The sequence below is a fragment of the Leeuwenhoekiella sp. ZYFB001 genome (genome assembly GCF_011784865.1).
GTDB classification, from domain to species: domain Bacteria; phylum Bacteroidota; class Bacteroidia; order Flavobacteriales; family Flavobacteriaceae; genus Leeuwenhoekiella; species Leeuwenhoekiella palythoae.
The window spans coordinates 1,518,764-1,537,401 of record NZ_CP050460.1; the positions used below are offsets into that span (position 1 = coordinate 1,518,764).

The following is an 18,638-nucleotide window of genomic DNA, read 5'->3' on the forward strand; positions in this document are numbered from 1 at the left end:
AACCAATATATGCTTGCACGCGTAGCAAATAATTTATTCTGGATGGGCCGTTATATCGAGCGCGCCGAACATCTTGCACGATATCTTAACGTAAATTATTTTTCATCTTTAGATGCTCCTAACGAAAAATCGCAATCCCGTGATCACGTGTTACACTCTCTACTTTTTATGGCGAACGGTCCTGTGGATGAAGAGTACGAACTTACCGAACAAAATGTTTTTTATGATATAGGAATGAGTTCAGAGCAGCCGTTCTCTATTTTGAACAGCATTAAATACGCTCGAGAAAATGCAAACGGAGCTCGTGATCTGATCTCTACTGAATTGTATGAGTCTATCAATAAGTTTTATCACTTCGTTTTAAGTTATGACAGCGATTATTTTGTAACCAAAGGCCTTTTTGACTTTACTACTCAAGTAGCCGAATCTACCTCTATAATCCGTGCAAAAATACGAGGCACACTGCTGCACGACGAAGTTTATGCGATCATCATGTTAGGTGTAAATATTGAACGGGCAACTCAGGTAGTACGCATAATTCAGGCAAAGTATTATGATGCACTCAATGCTCAGGGAGGCTATGATAAAAAATTCAGTAAAAGTTATGAATGGACAACGCTTTTAAAGTGTATTGAAGCCTATGATATGATGCGCAGGCATTATAAAAAAACACCTACCAGTTTAAGCACTTTAGAGTTTTTAATTCTAAATCCGGAATGTCCTCGTTCCGTAATGAATAGTTTAGTACAGGTAAAAAACCACATTAGTGTGTTAAATGAAGATAAATATCCGGGTAAAGACACTGCAGCCTTTTTAATCGGAAAAACTCATGCTCAATATCGCTACAGGACCGTAGATACTATTGAAGGCAATGTAGAGAGTTTTATAGAAGAGATTCAAGACACCCTAATAGAGATTGCAAAAAAGATCGAAAAAGAATACTTCAATTATTGATAAATAAAAAAATATGGGTTTTTAGTGCTATTTTTGCTTAGTTAAACCCCCTATACCTTGGAATATACAATTAAATACAAAGCTGTCAACACCTATGACGCACCGGTTGACGAGGCTTTCTGGCAGTTTTTACTTCGCCCGGAAGAGAATGACACACAACGCGTACGTCTTTCAAAGTTTTCAAATTCAATCAACGCTGCAGTTGATGCTTCTACAAACACCTTTGGTTTTCCCATTTGCCGTGTTCATCTTAAAAAAGCGGTAGATCGTATTAGCTTTGAAGCGAATTACATTATTAGCAAAAAACACAGTAATCCGTTTTCTGCGCTAGACAGCGTGGTAAACCCTGTTCATACCCAGCTTTTAAACAGTCTTGATTTTAAAATAGAGCATGAACGTTTCTTAGGAGAAACTTCTTTAACCACATTAAAAAGAGAGGCACTGCCGTTCAAATTTTCAGATTCACGTTCTATTTTTGATAATCTTAACGAGCTCAATACGTGGATCTACAAGAATTTTGAGTTTAAAACTCGGGTTACCGATGTTACCACTACTCCATCTGAATTTTTAGCGCAAGGCGCCGGAGTTTGTCAAGATTTCACCCATTTGTTCTTAACCATTGCACGCTTGCATCAGATTCCTGCACGATACACTTCGGGCTACTTACATCAAGGCAATGGCTATAAAGGTGACTCGCAAATGCACGCTTGGGCAGAATGCTATATTCCTGAAAAAGGTTGGTTAGGTTTTGATCCTGCAAATAATTTGATCGCGTTAGAGAATCACATCAAAGTCGCACACGGAAGAGACTACGCTGATTGCGCCCCGATTAAAGGGATTATTTACAGCAATTCTGAAAAGAATGAAACCAATTATGTCGTGGAAGTTCAGGCACGTGAAGAGAGCGAACCTGATGTTTTTATGGATTTTGAGTTTTCAGAACCATTACCTTTTGCACAGCAGTTAGCCTTTCAGTCCCAATGGCAACAGCAGCAATATCAACAGCAACAACAACTTAGACAACAGCAAAATCCGTTAGATAGTTCTGAGCTGTAAAGCCACGCTTTCAATAGAAAATAGTAACTTTCAACCAAACGGTTTAGCATGATAATGAGCGATCAGATCAAAGATCTTGTGCAGCGCCTTGACGCGCTTAAAATTCACTTGGGAATAGATCAGAAACGAGTAGAAATACAGAACGAAGAAGAGAAAACCTTTGATCCTAACTTTTGGAATGATCCTAAGGAAGCCGAGCAGTTTATGCGTACGCTTCGCGAAAAAAAGAATTGGGTTAAGAATTACGAACAAGCCATAGCGCTTACCGAAGATCTTGAGGTAATGCTCGAGTTTCACAAAGAAGGTGAAGCCTCTGAAGAAGATGTTGTAAAACAATACGATAAAGCAGTAAAACTTATTGAGGATATGGAGTTCAAAAATATGCTCTCTGATGAGGGAGATGATTTGAGCGCTGTGTTACAAATCACCGCGGGTGCCGGCGGCACCGAAAGTTGTGATTGGGCTTCTATGCTGATGCGTATGTACCTGATGTGGAGTGAAAAAAACGGCTTTAAAGTTAAAGAACTCAATTATCAGGAAGGTGATGTCGCCGGAATCAAAACCGTTACTTTAGAGATTGATGGTGCTTATGCTTTTGGCTGGTTAAAAAGTGAAAATGGTGTACACCGTTTGGTGCGTATTTCACCCTTTGATAGTAATGCTAAAAGACATACTTCATTCGCTTCGGTATATGTGTATCCCTTAGCCGATGACAGTATTGAGATTGATATCAATCCGGCGGATATTAGCTGGGATTTCGCACGATCTTCAGGTGCCGGAGGGCAAAATGTAAATAAAGTGGAAACTAAAGCCATTTTGACGCACCACCCTACCGGAATCGTGATTCATAATAGTGAAACGCGCTCGCAGCTTGAAAACCGCGAGAAAGCTATGCAAATGCTAAAATCGCAGTTGTATGAAATCGAACTGAAAAAACGCCAGGCGGCGCGTGATGAAATTGAAGCTGAGAAGAAAAGCATTGAGTGGGGATCGCAAATACGCAACTATGTCTTACACCCATACAAACTTATTAAGGATGTACGTACCGGAGAAGAAACCGGAAACACCGATGCCGCTCTAGATGGCGATATTGATAGCTTCTTAAAAGCCTATTTGATGATGACCGGTCAAAAAGAAACCAGTAACGAATTATAATTATGCTTAAAATATATCATAATCCACGTTGTAGAAAAAGTCGCGAAGGCCTCGCCATTCTTGAAGAATCAGGAAAAGAATTTGACATTGTTAAATATCTAGATACGCCTCCCTCCTACATCGAGCTTGCCGCGATAATTGGTAAACTAAAAATTGAACCTATTGCTCTGGTGCGCAAGAACGAAGCCATCTGGAAAGATCAGTTTAAAGGAAAAGAATTGACTGATGAAGAAATTATTCAAGCGATGGTAGATCACCCTAAACTAATTGAACGACCTATCGTAATTCTTGATAATCAAGCGGTTTTAGGAAGACCTCCGGAAGACATTAAGAAGCTCTTAAGATAAATCGTTTTACTTTAACAATATTTTAACCCCTTTCAATTAAACCTTATTTGTTCTCATAGTCTAACAACCGAAACCTTAAAACGACTATGAAAAACAAATTTCTATTTGCCCTAATGTGTTTCTGTACAGCATTGGGCTTTTCTCAATCTACTAACTATGCCATTACCGGTACTGTAACGGATAAAGATGCCGGTATCCCTTTAGAATATGCAACGGTAACAGTTACCGATGCCAATGACGCTCAAGATGTTGAAGGAGGAATTACCGATATGGACGGTAATTTTCGTGTTGAAGTTCCGCAAGGGAGCTACACCATTAAAATCGAGTACATTTCTTTTCAGCCCATTATTTTAAATAAAACTATAAATGGCGACCTTAATTTAGGGACCGTTCAATTAGAATTTGCTGCTTCAGACTTAGATGAAGTTACTGTAGTTGCAGAAACCACTACGGTAGATATTCGTCTAGACAAAAAAATCTATAATATTGGTAAAGACCTTACTACCGCCGGTGGTACAGTGAGTGACGCGCTTAACAACGTGCCTTCAGTATCTGTTGATGTAGAAGGAAGCATCAGTTTACGTGGTAATGAAAACGTACGTATTTTGATCAACGGTAAACCTTCAGCAATTGCGGGTTATGGTTCTACCGATGTACTTAGACAACTTCCGGCAGATGCTATTGAGCGCGTTGAAGTGATCACCTCTCCTTCTGCACGTTACGATGCTGAAGGTACTGCGGGTATTCTGAACATTATTTTACGTAAAGAAAAGACACTTGGATTTAATGGTTCGATCAACGGTAGTTTAGGAAATCCTGATTTGGCTAGTATTTCTGCCAACTTGAACTTGCGCACCGAAAAATTCAACATTTTTAATACTACAGGTTATAGATATTCAAGTTCTCCAGGAAATGGATATTTTGATACCCGCTACAATACTACCGATGAGATCACGCCTACTTACGAGCGTATCATTGAAGATCGCGATATTCAGCGCTTAAATCGTGGATTCAATACCAATTTAGGTTTGGAATATTATTTAGACGATCAATCTTCAATCACCGGTACTGTTTTCTATAGAAACGGAAATGATGTAGATGAAACTACAAACCTTACCCAGAGTTTTAATAATTCTTCACGTGTTTTAGAAACTTCACGTATAGAACGTCAGAAAGAAAAAGATGACCGTTATCAGTTCTCTTTAAACTACATCAACCGTTTTAATGACGAGGGGCATCAATTAACAGCAGATTTACAGTATGCAACCAGCGAGGAGACACAAAACACGTTCATAAACGAGGATATCACTTTTGATTCTGAAAATACAGACCCTATAATTGCAGAGCGTTTATTGAGTATTGAGAAGCAAGATGAGTATTTAATTCAAGCAGATTACGTGCTTCCTTTTGGTGAAGGTGCGCAGTTTGAAGCAGGATACCGCGGAAATTTTGAAAACGAAATCACAGATTACCGGGTAAACCAAGAGCAAATTGCAAACTCAAACAATTTTGTTCAAAATGATACTTTGACAAACGTTTTTGATTATACCGAAAATGTAAATGCGGTATATACGCAATTAGGAAGCAAGTTTGGAGACTTCTCTGTTCTTGCCGGTTTACGTTTAGAAAACACGCAATTGAAAGGTAAGATCGGTTCTGCTTTAACCGAAGCTGAATTGCAAGATATCTACGGCTTTGAGATCAACACTGATTTTGACAATAATTATTTAGGCCTCTTCCCTACTTTAAATGTTACATACGAACTTAACGAACGTGAGAATATTACATTAGGTTATAACCGTCGTATCAACAGACCAAGGGGTTGGTTCTTAAATCCGTTCCCGGATAGAAGCAGCCGTAACAACGTTTTTCAAGGGAATCCAAATTTACAACCGGCTTTTGCAAATGCCTATGACTTAGGTTATTTAAAGCGCTGGGACAAGTTAACCTTGACTTCATCTGTATATTTTCAGAGAGAAACAGAATCTTTTGAAGTGGTTGAAGAAATCATTGAACTTCAAGGACAAGGTTCAAACACTAATGGTAATACCGTAATTAGAAGTATTCCGGTAAACCTATCAAGCAACGAGCGTATTGGTGCTGAATTAGGACTTTTGTACAATCCGGCGAAATGGTTACGTCTTAACGGTAGTTTTAACTTCTTCCAGTTTAATACTGAAGGATTCTTTAATGATGTAGATTACAGTGCTAAAAACACCAGCTATTTTGCACGCTTCAGCTCAAAAGTTTCACTTCCTTGGAGTATAGATTGGCAAACCAATGCATTCTACCGTGGTGCTGCTCAAAACGCACAGTCTGATACAGACGGCATCCTTTCTGTAGATATGGCGTTGAGTAAAGATTTATTTGATGAAAAAGCGACCATCTCTATGAACGTAAGCGATTTGTTTAACGGAAGAAAGCGTAGTCAAATAACGACTAACGATCTTTTTACCAGAGACAGTCAGTTTCAGTGGAGACAAAGACAAATCAACTTATCATTTGTATATCGCTTCAACCAGCGTAAGAATGATAGACAAAACAACAGAAAATCTCCTGTCAATGACGATGACAACGAGGGAGATTACCAAAGTTAAAATACCCTTTCATTTCCCTTCAATGACGCAAAGCCATTTCGCAAGAAATGGCTTTGTTTTTTTATAGCAAAGAAAAATAGATCCATAAAAAAACCTGCTTCAATCTGAAGCAGGTTTTTCACTTAAAATTATATCGAGTAATACTTATTAATTTCCGCGTTCTAATTTTTTCTTCTCACGAATTTCTTTCATTCGCTCTACAAACGCTCCACCAATCCAATAAGGTAGAATAGATACTAAAAATATCATTAACCAAAATCCCATGGTTGCGATGGTTAAAAATGCTAAGAAGCCTAAGTATTGATCAAATTCAAACATAATATGGTTTTTGTCTGGTTGCAAATTTAAGTATTCTTGTTTAAAATACACAACAGAAATTTGAAGTTATAAACATATTTATAACAGCTGCAATCGATAGTAATTATACGCAAACCTTTACTTTTGTAGAACTACTAAAATAACCAAAATGGATTATAGAATAGAAAAAGATACGCTGGGCGAAGTAAAGGTTCCGGCAGATAAAATCTGGGGTGCGCAAACAGAGCGTTCCCGCAACAATTTTAAAATTGGTAATCCCGCTTCGATGCCTTTAGAGATCGTTTACGGTTTTGCTTATCTGAAGAAAGCTGCAGCTTACACCAATCACGAATTAGGTGTTTTAGCTGAAGAAAAACGCGATCTTATCGCTCAGGTGTGTGATGAGATTTTAGAAGGAAAACACGACGATCAGTTTCCGTTAGTCATCTGGCAAACTGGTTCGGGGACTCAAAGTAATATGAATGTGAACGAGGTGATCGCCAACCGCGCTCATATTCTTGCCGGAAAAAAATTAGGTGAGGGCGATAAAACCCTTCAGCCTAATGACGATGTCAATAAATCACAATCATCTAATGACACCTTCCCTACCGGGATGCATATCGCAGCCTATAAAAAGGTGATGGAAGTTACTCTTCCAGGAGTGATCAAACTTAGAAATACGCTTAAAAAGAAATCAGATGATTTCCGTGAAGTGGTAAAAATTGGTCGTACCCATTTAATGGACGCTACACCCCTAACCTTAGGTCAGGAATTTTCGGGATACGTTTCTCAATTAGACCACGGTATTAAAGCTCTTGAGCACACTCTTGACCATCTGTCTGAACTTGCTCTCGGCGGAACTGCTGTAGGAACAGGTTTAAACACGCCAAAAGGTTATGCAAAGTTAGTTGCTGATTACATCGCCAAATTCACAGAACAGCCTTTTAAAACCGCAGATAATAAGTTTGAAGCGCTTGCAGCCCACGATGCTATTGTGGAGTCTCACGGTGCTTTAAAACAACTTGCCGTTTCCCTCAATAAAATCGCAAATGATATTCGTTTGCTTGCCAGCGGACCGCGCTCAGGAATTGGTGAGATCATCATTCCGGCAAACGAACCGGGATCTTCAATTATGCCAGGGAAAGTAAATCCTACACAGTGTGAAGCACTAACTATGGTTTGTGCTCAAGTAGTGGGTAATGATATGGCTATCGCTGTGGGTGGTATGCAAGGTCAATACGAACTTAACGTATTTAAACCGGTGATGGCTGCCAACTTTTTACATAGTGCACAACTTATAGGGGATGCCTGCGCTTCATTTGAAGAGCATTGTGCTGCCGGAATTGAACCGAATCATCCGCGTATCAAAACAATGCTTGAAAACTCGCTAATGCTAGTTACCGCTTTAAATACTAAAATAGGTTATTATAAAGCTGCCGAAATTGCAAATACTGCACACGAGAATGGTACTACATTGCGTGAAGAAGCCGTAAATCTTGGTTACGTCACTCCTGAAGAATTTGACGAGTGGGTAAAACCTGAAGATATGGTAGGCGAACTCTAGTCACAAAGTTTATAAAACTAAAAAAGGAAGCATTTTGCAATGCTTCCTTTTTTTTATGCTTATTCGGTAAATTCTTATTTGTAAAACTTCTTGTATTTAGGATATGCGAGAAGTGCAAAAACGATCACACCTGCAAAAATACAAATGGCCTTATTCAGGTTTAGGATGTTGTCACCACTAGCATAACTGTGTAATCCTGATAGCCAGAAGTTCACGCCAAAATAGGTCATCAAAATACTTCCGTAAGCTAAGACGGCCATTAAGTTGAAAAACCATCTTCCGCGAAGACCGGGAACTAAGCGCATATGGATTACAAAGGCGTACACCATAATGCTGATCAACGCCCAAGTTTCTTTAGGGTCCCATCCCCAATAACGTCCCCAACTTTCGTTAGCCCATTGACCACCTAAGAAGTTTCCTATGGTTAGCATGACAAGACCAACGGTTAGAGCCATCTCATTAATAATGGTAAGTTCTTTAATATTTAGCTCCATACGCTTCTTATTCTTTGAGTTGGTCAAAAGCATCAAGAGCAACGAAACAATTCCTAAAATCATTCCTAAAGTAAACGGGCCATAACTCGCAACGATCACCGCTACGTGAATCATCAACCAGTAACTATCAAGTACCGGTTGCAAGTTAGAGATCGCAGGGTTCAGCCAGTTCATACTCGCTCCCCAAAGAATAAAACCGGCAACAAAAGCCGTACTCGCAATGGTAAGCGAACTTTTTCTACCGAAAGCCAATCCAAAGAACATTGTAGCCCAACCAACGTATAGGATCGATTCATAAGCGTCACTCCAAGGTGCGTGCCCCGAAATATACCAGCGCCAGATAAGTCCGGCAGTGTGCAGCGCAAACAGGATTGCTACGGCGAGTCCGCTAAGACGTACCATAGTTTTAATAAAGCGATTATCTTTAAAAATGCGAATGATCACAAAAATAAACATGACTACACTCGCCAATAAATACATCCAATACAACTTGGTAAAAATATCGTGTTTATTATAGAAAACTTCAGCATCCACTTTATTCTGAGAAGGAATAACGGCACTTCCGTATTTTTCTTGGAAACTCTTTATGCTCTTCAGAAACGTATCAGCTTTTGAAAAATCCCCGCTCTCATTGCCTTCTCGCAAAGCGGAAAAATAAAGCGGCAAAATCTGTTTGGTGTATAACGAGTCCATTCCTTTAAAACCAGACTCATTCAGTTCTGGGTAAGAAACCCATTTGTTGTTCTCGTCATTGACCAGCGGAAAAATTTTAAGAATTTCTCCACTTACTGCGCGATTGAGAAGACCTAAACGTTCTGCAATGTCAATAAAATCTTTGTCAAAACTGTTTTTAACTTCCGCCTGATAAGCAGCGGTTATATAAGGATCAAGTTTGTTGCGCCCCATATTATCTATAAAATCCAAAGCACTCACATACTTCTGATCTTTAGGAACACCGATTATTCCACGTAAACTATCGTTAGCCGGTTTTAGATAAATAAGATCTACATTATACCAGAAAAATGGAGTTTCAACCATAGATAGAAAAACCTGATCTGCTGTAAGTCCTTGATACTTATCACTTCGGCTGAGTTTTCTTAGAAGTTTGCTAGAAAAAGTGTTCACAGGCATCATACGTCCGCCATCATCCTGAATTACCAATTTACCAAACTTTGCAGCTTCTTCCGCAGGTACTTTATTAGCCATCAAAACCGAGTCGATTTGCTGCGCTGTAGGCACAGTGTGCTGCGTTTCTTCAGCAATTGCAGCCGTCCCCGGAATAAAATCCTCAGGTTGCTCTTCAACAACCTTTGTGTTTCCATTTTCAACGACCACTTCTTGTTCCTGCGCGTGTAAGGCCGTTCCGCTGAAAGCGATCAAAGCAGCAATTACACTAAGTTTAGCCTTTTTAGCCTTTACTTTATCTAAACGCACTTTGAGATCGCCAAAACGACTTCCTTTATCAAAAAGAATGATCATTAGACCTAAGTACAACAAAAAATACCCTATGTATGTGATCCAAGTTCCAACCATATCGTGATTTACCGAAAGTACAGTACCCAGTTCGTCAGGATCAAAACTCGCTTGAAAAAAGCGATAGCCCTTGTGATCCAGTACGTGATTCATATAAATATCATAGTCAAAAGTGTCCTGCGGACCGTTAATTACTGTGATCTCGCTCTCGTAAGAAGAGTACACATTGGTAGTTCCGGGATAACGCTCAGCGATAAAATCATTCAGCTTTATTGAAAACGGAAGTTCCTGAGCTAAGCTTCCATAGGCCATATGAAATTTAAGATCACCAATATCTGTAGATACCATCTCGTTGTTATAACCTTTTCCTCCTAACAGGCCTACAGTCTCCTGACCATCTGGTGTAGTCACGGTTACAAAAAGCGCATCTGCCTGACCTTTTTGCTTTGGGAAGGCTTCAACAATCCCATTTGTTCCTTTGATCACAGGATCAGGAATCACAAACTGCATTCCGCCTAATTGATATAATGCGCGCAGTTTAAGTTCTTGTACGCTGTCTTTAGCAACGGCATAATCGGTTTGCGTTGCCATTACCCGCGTGCTTCCTTCAAAAGGCGTATCAATCGTATAATTCTCACCATCATAACCAATATTGATTGCACCCTCTGTAGGTTGATTTAGTGCAAAAAGCATATTGTGAATGCTCGCCACCTGCCCTTCTTCAAGATAATGCTCGTGTCGCTGTCCATCTCCTGCTTCAACGATCTTCAATTGGGCTTTTCCATCAGTAGTTTCGATAAGGCCTTCCTCTGCCCCATCTATAAATTTTGAAAAAGAAATAGTTACCGGTTTTCCGTCAAAATCGGTTTCCCAATCAAAGCTGTTATCTAAACGTGTAGATAAATTCAGACGCTTCGGCTCGAGTTTTCTTCGCATAGGAGCACCGTCGCGTTCCCCATCAATAAAGACATTGAGGTATGTTTTTTCACTTAAAAACGTATTCTGTGTTTCCCCCTCACGAATAGGCATCACCCCTTCAAAACCAATATATCTCGTCCAGGCTGCACCAAAAATGATAAGAATAAAGGCGGCGTGAAATACCAGAGTTGACCATTTTTCTTTGCGCCACAGCCTGAATTTCCAAATATTACCAACAAAGTTGACTATAAATAAAATGTGAATTAATTCAAACCACCAGGCTTCATAGACCAGTTCGCGAGTATATGGGGTTGGTGATGTTTCTTGGCCTGCGTCAAGGATGGTTCCGGTTGCCATCGCTACAGCATAAACAATAAATAAAACGGCCATTAAGCGGGTAGAAAACAGAAAATCTGCAATACGTTTTTGCATGATAAATGTGCAATTTTTTGATGGCGCGAAGATACGAAACAAAAGAGCATTAATAAAGCTTTAACGCCAGCTATTGTCTAGTGTTTTTGCCGTTTTTATGTATTTTTGGAGCGTGATTTCAGTTTCAATAATTGGTACCGGTAATGTGGCTTTTCATCTCGCAAAAGCCTTGAGCACGTCTCAAAGCGCTAAGCTGCAGTTCGTTGCCGGAAGATCCACAACGCAATTAACCGATTTTGAACCCTTTGCTGAAGTAAGCACCCAAGTAAGCGATACCTTCCATTCAGATCTAATTATTCTAGCAGTAAGTGATAATGCTATTGGGGAAATAGCCGAAAAATTGCAACACACTAATGGTCTTTTGGTGCATACTTCCGGGAGCACTGCAATGGATGTTTTAGCTCCTAAAACCCGCATTGGCGTATGTTATCCTTTACAGACATTTTCTAAAAGTAAAGAGCTGAATTATAGCAAAATACCGTTTTTACTTGAAGCGAATTATCAAGAGGATTATGCATTGCTTGAAAAGCTTTTGGGTAGCTTGAATGGACCTGTTCATCAGATGAATTCTAAGGACCGTGCTTCAATACATCTTGCGGCAGTTTTTAGCAATAATTTTACCAATCATATTTTAACCGAAGCAGCGCAACTTTGTAATCAGCATCAGGTTTCTTTTGAGCTGTTAAGACCTTTATTAGAAGAAACGCTCGAGAAAGCATTTATAAACGGTCCCGAAAACAGCCAGACCGGACCTGCAAAGCGCCACGATACGCAAACCATTCAAAAGCAGCTTGAGGCGTTAAAGACTCCTGAGCAGCAAGAATTATATTCCACATTAACCAAGGCAATACAAAACTATTATGAGCGATAAAAGCTATAAAGAATACTTAAGAGACATCACAACCTTCATTTTTGACGTAGATGGCGTGATGACCGACGGATCATTAATAATCAATACGGAAGGCGAAATGTTTAGAACGATGAACGTTAAAGATGGGTATGCAATCAAATGTGCTTTAGATAACGGTTATAATATCTGCATTATCAGTGGCGGAACCAATGAAGGGGTTCGTAATAGACTTGCAGCACTAGGTGTGACTGACATTCATTTAGGCGCACACACTAAGATGAAGCAGTTCACCAAATACATTGAAGAAAAAAACATCAAGCCTGAAAATGTATTGTATATGGGTGACGATATTCCTGATTATCCTGTGATGAAAGAAGTTGGACTACCCACCTGTCCGCAAGATGCTGTAAAAGAAATTAAAGAAATTGCTAAATATGTTTCTCACAAAAAAGGCGGAAAAGGCTGCGTAAGAGATGTGATCGAACAAGTGCTTAAAGTGCAGGACAACTGGATGAATTATTTTGACGCCGGTTTAAAACAGCACTAGATAAAATTTAAACTACTACCGAAATTCTGAGCCACCGTTAATGGTGGCTTATTTGTTTTGATAACCCGTTATGGCAGCTTCAAGCACCTGTTGTGCAGCATCTTTATCTCCAAAACCTTTGGAAACCATTTTAGACGGACCTTTATAATTGCTGAACCAAAGCTTTATGATATCAGCGACTCCATTATACGTGGCCTCAAGATCTTCTAAAGAGTCTAATTGATAAAAAGGTGAATCTTTGGCCACTGCGATCAACTTGTCGTCTTGCTCTCCGCGATCCTGAAGGTATAAAACGCCAATGATCTTACATTTAATAACGCTTCCGCGATTTACGGGACTGCCCAACACAAGAATATCAAGCGGATCACCATCTCCCCCATCTTTCTCAGCAAGTAATGTTTGCGGGATGAAACCATAATTACCGGGATAACCTATATAATCTACGATTCGACCGGTACCGTCAACCTGCTCCCATTGTATGATTCCTGAGGTTTTATTGACTTCCCATTTCTGTTGGGTTCCTGCAGGAATTTCAATAACCGCATTTATACTTTCATCGTCAGCAATTGCAGGATAATCGGTAAGCAGGTTTTCTTCAGTAGAAGTCTTACAGGAAAATATGGCAACTAGTACGAATACTATACAGGTTAATCTAATGATCATCAGTCAAATTTTAAATCATACTGGTAATGCTCAGCAAGCTTTTGCGCTTCCGCCTTGGTAAGCTGAATTACAGCTCCGTGTTTAGGCGAACTAAAATTAGTAGTCTTCATCTTCCCCTCATTGAAATGCCCTAGATCTTTAAAATTTTTAAAGTCGGTGGTTTCTACAAATCCAAAATTATGCGGATTAATACTGTAAATATCGTACATCAACACAAAGGAATCAGTGCCTATACGCTGCCAAACATTAGGCGCTTCGCACGAACCCGGTTCCATATCAATCCACTCAGGATCATAAACATATCCGGAATTTATCGTGTCTGAAAAGGCCATTTTTATCCCTATAGGATTTTCTTGAGCGACATACATCATGCAAAATCTACCGTCAGGCATTTTAGTGATATCAGCATCTAATACCTGAATAGAGGCGTCAGGATATTCAAAGAGTTGCTTCGGCTGAGTTTCTAAAGCAGTAAAATCTTCATTCGCATAGGAGTAATAGAGTTTGGTCAAGCCGTGCTCCATACGCATCGTGTAATAAACCATCATTTTTCCTTCTTCAGGATCATAAATACTTTGAGGGGCCCAAGCGCAGCCTATTTCATCAAAACCTTCAAAGTTCTCATTAAACAGAAAATTACTGTGTGTCCAATGAATCAAATCATAAGATTTCATCATTACAAATCCTCTATTATTTCCCCAATCATAATCTTCAATAGGACGCTCCCAAGTGGTATCTCTATACCCAAGATCTTTTGCAAAAAGATGCAGATCAGTCATCACCACATAAAACGCACCATCAGGACCCCGTGAAATATGCGGATCCCGAATTCCTTTTTGACTTGCAATAGTATCCCCTGCAACTACTGGATTTCCTTCATTGATATCAGTAAAAGAATATCCATCTGTACTTAATGCCATATGCAGGCTATGCGTATCATCTTTAAAATACGTAAGCAAATAGGCCTGCATTGCGGTGGAGTCTGCTACAGATTCAGCGGTTTCGTCTGTACTATTGGAAGTCGCATTATTTTTGCAAGCAGTAAACGCCATAAGCAGAAGAGCAAACGGCAGATAAAGTTTTGTAGTCATTAATTATAGGATTTTAATATCAGCGTTGAGACTTAAAATGGTTTTGATGAAATCGTCATTATTTTGCGGACTTATATAAATTTCATCATAAAGATTGTACTTAATGATAAGCCCCTTTCTTGCGGTTGCAGGCTTAAGCCCTACCCATAAGGTTTTATCTCTAATGATCTCTCGAATATCTTTTAACGGAATAGAGCCAGTTAATGGACCTGATTTATATTTTAACAAAGAAGCTGACAAAGAATAAGAAGTGCCAAAATAAAACCAAATAAAAAGTAAAGAAGTTGGCGTTATACCTAACAGATACCAATACCAACCCGTTGCACTACCCGAATCTGAAAACACACCAATTAACACAAAAAGGGTGATCAGCACGAGCAGAATGCTGAAAAATAAAGGATCTTTTCTACTTTTAAAATTCATAAGGAAGGTTAAGTTAACTAAAAAAAGGCTGCAATTTAAAAATTGCAGCCTTTTTAAGTTTTTCCAAGTTATGATCTCTTAAATGAGATATTTAGATTGAATTACATTAGCATGATGAATCTCGTGCCCGCAGATTATGAAGCCTGCAGCTCTAGTGGTCAACGTGGCATCGCTGGCTGTTCCTTTAAAAGCCAAAGCTTCTTCATCAAAATGCTTAAACAAACTAATCGTACAATCTCTTACGAGCGCATACTCATCTAGTAATTCGTGCATTTGTCTTTGATTTGCTCGAGATGGCGTTATATAATCATCTTGCTCAAATCCCGGTAGCGGCGTACGATCTCCCCTACCTATTCGCAATGCGCGGTAACAAAAAATACGCTCGGTATCAATTACGTGTTGCAATACTTCTAAAATGGTCCATTTTCCATATTGGTAGGCATACGACCATTTATCTTCAGGGACATCATCATAAAAAGCTATGTTTTTCTCCTTCCCTTCAATTAAAGCATCTAACAATAATTGATCAGGTTTAACGAGTTCTACATAATTCTTGTAGAACGCGTTAAACTCACTATGATCAAGATCTATAACTTTAGCCATTATGCTGAATTACGACTCGCATTAATATTTCCGAATAAAGAACGTGTCACCATTTTCTCAAACATTTCTAGCTTTTTCTCATCCGGATTTTCTTCGCGTTGCATTTCTTGAATTTTCTTCAATGCAAATTGCTGAATGGTCAACAATGGCAATACAATACGCTCCCGTTCTTGAATTGAAGCCTTACCTGCCTGCTCATCTTCCATAAGCTCGCTGTAACCGGTCACTTTTAGCAATACGCGTTTACTACGCTCATATTCTTCATAAATAAGCTCCCAGAATGCTCCAAACTCAGGATCATCTTTCATATAAGCCGTAAGTGCAAAGAATGATTTGGTCAAACTCATCATACTGTTTTCTAGTAAGGTTCTAAAGAACATGCTATTGTTGTATAATGATTGCACGCGATCAAACTCACCACGCTCCTCTAATTTTTCGATTGCAGTACCTACACCAAAAAATCCGGGAACGTTTTGCTTTAATTGCGACCAAGATCCCACAAAAGGAATCGCACGCAGATCAGAGAAATCCAGTTTATCGCTTCCGCCACGCTTACTAGGACGGCTACCAATGTTAGTCTTCGCATAGAATTTCAAAGTACTCATACGCTCTAAATATCCTAAGAATTTAGGGTGCGCTTTGAAGTCAGAATATGCTTTGTAGCTGATCTCTGCAAGCTCTTCCATCGTCTTACGATCTTCATCCGGGAATGCTTTTGTTTTTTGAGAAAAGACTCCATTAAAGATCCCTGAACTTAACAACTGCTCTAAGTTGTACTGGCAAGAGTCTGGCGTACCAAAATTTGAACTAATGGTTTGCCCCTGAACAGTTACTTGAATTTCTTCATCTTCAATAGTATCGCCCAAAGAAGCGTAGAATTGATGTGTTTTACCACCACCACGTGCTGGTGGTCCACCTCTACCGTCAAAGAAAATCACTTTAATACCGAATTCTCTCGAAACCTGCGTAAGCTCCTCTTTCGCTTTAAAAATACTCCAGTTCGCCATTAAGTATCCTCCATCTTTAGTACCATCACTAAAGCCTAACATAATGGTTTGCTTCATATTACGCTTTTTCAAATGCGCAGCATAAGCCGGATTGGTGTACAAGCCACGCATAACTTCTTTAGCGATCTTTAAATCAGGAACCGTCTCAAATAAAGGTACAATGTCAACAGTAGGATCTTCCCAACCGGTAAGATGTATCATAGAGAACGCCTGCATTACATTGAGCCCGGTCTGGTTGTTACTAATTATGTAACGATTACAACTACGCTCGCCGTTTTGCTTCTGAATATCTTGCATCGCATAAATACTTTCCAAAGTTTTACGCGCAATATCATCTTGCAGGGTTGAAGGATCAACAGAACCTTTAACATCCTGAAGTACTTTAATTTGTTCTTCTTCTGAGAGTTCAAGATAATTATCTGGGAAAATACCCAAGTTATCCTTAGCACATTGCTTTACGATCTCTTCCATGACGTGCATATGCACACGACTATCCTGACGAATGTCTAGCACAGCAAAGTGATAACCAAACATTTTTACTTTGTTCAGAATATCATCAATTTCTTCTAGGAATAAGCTTTCGTGGCGCTCAACTACGATTTTACGAATACGAAGCAGAGTAGTTTCTAATTCTTCAAGGGACACAGTAACCTCGTCTCCCGGAAGGAAAATACTCTCATATAGACGTTTTTCTAGATCTGCAAGCGGTTCTTCGGTTCCTACAAAAGTGATGCGGCGACGAAGACTGCGTATATCGCGATAGTAGTTCTTAATAATGGTGTTACGTAACCGTGCAGCAACCTTTAAGGTGATTTCGGTTGTTACAAATGGGTTTCCGTCACGGTCACCTCCAGGCCAGAATCCTAAGTCGATCACTTCGTTGTCAAAAGCTTCTCCTTTAAATACATTCTGACGTACGTAATTGTAAATGTGGCTTGAGGCCTTGTAAAATACATTCTCAAGATACCAGATCAAACTTACTGCTTCATCGTAGGGCGTAGGTTTTTCTTTCTTGAAAAATGGAGTTTTACCTAATTGAGACAATAACTTCTTAATCATCTCAACATTGTTTTCATTTATGGCTTTACTCAAGTCATTAATGATCCCCAATACAGCTCCCGGATAAAATTGTGTAGGGTGTGCTGTAAGTACAGGTCTTATTTTAAAATCCTGAAGATAGGCTTTAAGCTCTTCGGTTTTTGATTGCGCTTCTGCCTCTTCTTTAATGTTACGAAGTGTTCCGCGCCCGTCCATATTATTTACGGTACGATAGGCTGCATCTTCGATTGCATCAAAGAGTACCACTTGACGCTCTATATATTGAATAAATCTAAAGAGCAAGTCATAGCGCTCCTCTTCAGAGACATCACGTTGATACTTATCAAAGAAGTAATTAACGATTTTTTCTGGGTTGTAATGCTTATCATAACCACGGGTACAAATACGATCAAAAAGTGGCAAAAGCACTCCGGTATCGGTTATTCCGTGGAATGGTAAGGTCATGAACAAGCTGTTATAGACCTGATATTTAGATTTTACCAGGTTATTAAAGCGTTCTAATTTTGGTTGTCTGGACATAAATAGTCTGGTTTTAGAATAAAAAAACCCTTTGTCAACAAAGCCAAAGGGTATATTATAAAAATATGCTTTGGTTTACTTTACAAATCTTGAAAAATACTATGCATTAAACGTTTCTTATCGTTAATGCTTTCATCAAGAGAAATCATTGTTTCAGTACGGTACACCCCTTCAATATCATCTAACATAAAGATAATATTTTTAGCGTGCTCTGTATTCTTAGCACGTACCTTACAGAAAATATTAAACTTGCCTGTAGTTACGTGCGCTACCGTAACATAAGGAATTTGGTTAATACGCTCCAAAACAAATGTGGTTTGACTGGTCTTATTTATATAAATACCTACGTAAGCAATGAAAGAATAGCCAAGTTTTGCATAGTCAAGCGTTAAGGATGACCCTACAATAATACCTGCTTCTTCCATCTTTTTTACACGTACATGAACAGTACCTGCAGATATCAACAACTTCTTTGCTATATCTGTAAAAGGAGTTCGGGTATTCTCAATCAGCATGTCTAAGATTTGATGATCAACCTCGTCTAATTTGAATTTTGCCATTATTAAGTAATTAAATTATATATAAATCA

Annotated in this window: 16 protein-coding genes; 8 read left to right on the forward strand and 8 right to left on the reverse strand. The window is 39.1% G+C overall.

The annotated features are described in order from the left end of the window. Positions 1-9 precede the first annotated feature (9 nt). The 5 genes from HCN54_RS06710 to HCN54_RS06730 all read left to right on the forward strand — a co-directional run bounded on the left by HCN54_RS06710 (position 10) and on the right by HCN54_RS06730 (position 6,109). Positions 10-954, forward strand: coding sequence for an alpha-E domain-containing protein (locus HCN54_RS06710; protein ID WP_072982028.1), 945 nt, complete (start codon positions 10-12; stop codon positions 952-954). A 57-nt stretch (positions 955-1,011) separates the two neighbouring features. Beyond that, positions 1,012-2,010, forward strand: coding sequence for a transglutaminase-like domain-containing protein (locus HCN54_RS06715; RefSeq protein ID WP_167597083.1), 999 nt, complete (start codon positions 1,012-1,014; stop codon positions 2,008-2,010). A gap of 48 nt (positions 2,011-2,058) precedes the next feature. Then, positions 2,059-3,165: a peptide chain release factor 2 gene (gene prfB / locus HCN54_RS06720; protein ID WP_167597084.1), complete on the forward strand. Its 1,107-nt coding sequence runs from the start codon at positions 2,059-2,061 to the stop codon at positions 3,163-3,165. 2 nt (positions 3,166-3,167) lie between these two features. Then, positions 3,168-3,512 (forward strand): arsenate reductase (glutaredoxin), encoded by a 345-nt coding sequence (arsC, locus tag HCN54_RS06725; protein ID WP_072982022.1) that lies wholly within the window; start codon positions 3,168-3,170, stop codon positions 3,510-3,512. Between the two features lie 86 nt (positions 3,513-3,598). After that, positions 3,599-6,109: a TonB-dependent receptor domain-containing protein gene (locus HCN54_RS06730; RefSeq protein WP_167597085.1), complete on the forward strand. Its 2,511-nt coding sequence runs from the start codon at positions 3,599-3,601 to the stop codon at positions 6,107-6,109. Positions 6,110-6,256: 147 nt separating this feature from the next. Here the strand turns inward: HCN54_RS06730 and HCN54_RS06735 are convergent, their stop codons facing one another. After that, a complete protein-coding gene (locus HCN54_RS06735; protein ID WP_009780232.1) occupies positions 6,257-6,427 on the reverse strand; it encodes a hypothetical protein in 171 nt (56 codons plus the stop codon). A 148-nt stretch (positions 6,428-6,575) separates the two neighbouring features. On the opposite strand from HCN54_RS06735, the gene fumC reads away from it, so the two are divergent. Beyond that, positions 6,576-7,970 (forward strand): class II fumarate hydratase, encoded by a 1,395-nt coding sequence (gene fumC / locus HCN54_RS06740; protein ID WP_072982018.1) that lies wholly within the window; start codon positions 6,576-6,578, stop codon positions 7,968-7,970. 74 nt (positions 7,971-8,044) lie between these two features. Here fumC and ccsA read toward each other — a convergent pair whose 3' ends face one another. Then, on the reverse strand, positions 8,045-11,287 hold the full coding sequence (gene ccsA, locus HCN54_RS06745; protein WP_167597086.1) for a cytochrome c biogenesis protein CcsA: 3,243 nt from the start codon (positions 11,285-11,287) through the stop codon (positions 8,045-8,047). A 73-nt stretch (positions 11,288-11,360) separates the two neighbouring features. Between ccsA and HCN54_RS06750 the strand changes: the two genes are divergently transcribed. Together HCN54_RS06750 and HCN54_RS06755 are read left to right on the forward strand one after the other, a co-directional pair. Further along, a complete protein-coding gene (locus HCN54_RS06750) occupies positions 11,361-12,158 on the forward strand; it encodes a Rossmann-like and DUF2520 domain-containing protein (protein ID WP_167597087.1) in 798 nt (265 codons plus the stop codon). Then, the gene (locus tag HCN54_RS06755; protein WP_167597088.1) at positions 12,148-12,684 is read left to right on the forward strand and encodes a KdsC family phosphatase; all 537 of its coding nucleotides are present in this window, start codon (positions 12,148-12,150) and stop codon (positions 12,682-12,684) included. Before HCN54_RS06750 ends, HCN54_RS06755 begins: the two co-directional genes overlap by 11 nt. 48 nt (positions 12,685-12,732) lie before the next feature. Here HCN54_RS06755 and HCN54_RS06760 read toward each other — a convergent pair whose 3' ends face one another. From HCN54_RS06760 to HCN54_RS06785, 6 genes are all read right to left on the reverse strand, one after another. Further along, entirely contained in the window at positions 12,733-13,347 is a 615-nt protein-coding gene (locus tag HCN54_RS06760; protein ID WP_167597089.1) for an inorganic diphosphatase, read from the reverse strand. Next, complete coding sequence (locus HCN54_RS06765; protein WP_167597090.1) at positions 13,347-14,438, reverse strand: glycoside hydrolase family 43 protein; 1,092 nt, start codon at positions 14,436-14,438, stop codon at positions 13,347-13,349. The genes HCN54_RS06760 and HCN54_RS06765 overlap by 1 nt, the downstream gene beginning before the upstream one ends. Before the next feature lie 3 nt (positions 14,439-14,441). Beyond that, the gene (locus HCN54_RS06770; protein ID WP_167597091.1) at positions 14,442-14,861 is read right to left on the reverse strand and encodes a PH domain-containing protein; all 420 of its coding nucleotides are present in this window, start codon (positions 14,859-14,861) and stop codon (positions 14,442-14,444) included. Between the two features lie 78 nt (positions 14,862-14,939). Beyond that, a complete protein-coding gene (locus HCN54_RS06775) occupies positions 14,940-15,464 on the reverse strand; it encodes a DinB family protein (RefSeq protein WP_167597092.1) in 525 nt (174 codons plus the stop codon). Next, positions 15,464-18,049, reverse strand: a complete 2,586-nt coding sequence (locus HCN54_RS06780) for a phosphoenolpyruvate carboxylase (protein ID WP_072982006.1) — start codon at positions 18,047-18,049, stop codon at positions 15,464-15,466. Before HCN54_RS06780 ends, HCN54_RS06775 begins: the two co-directional genes overlap by 1 nt. An 80-nt stretch (positions 18,050-18,129) precedes the next feature. After that, entirely contained in the window at positions 18,130-18,609 is a 480-nt protein-coding gene (locus HCN54_RS06785) for an Lrp/AsnC family transcriptional regulator (RefSeq protein ID WP_009780242.1), read from the reverse strand. Positions 18,610-18,638 lie beyond the last annotated feature (29 nt).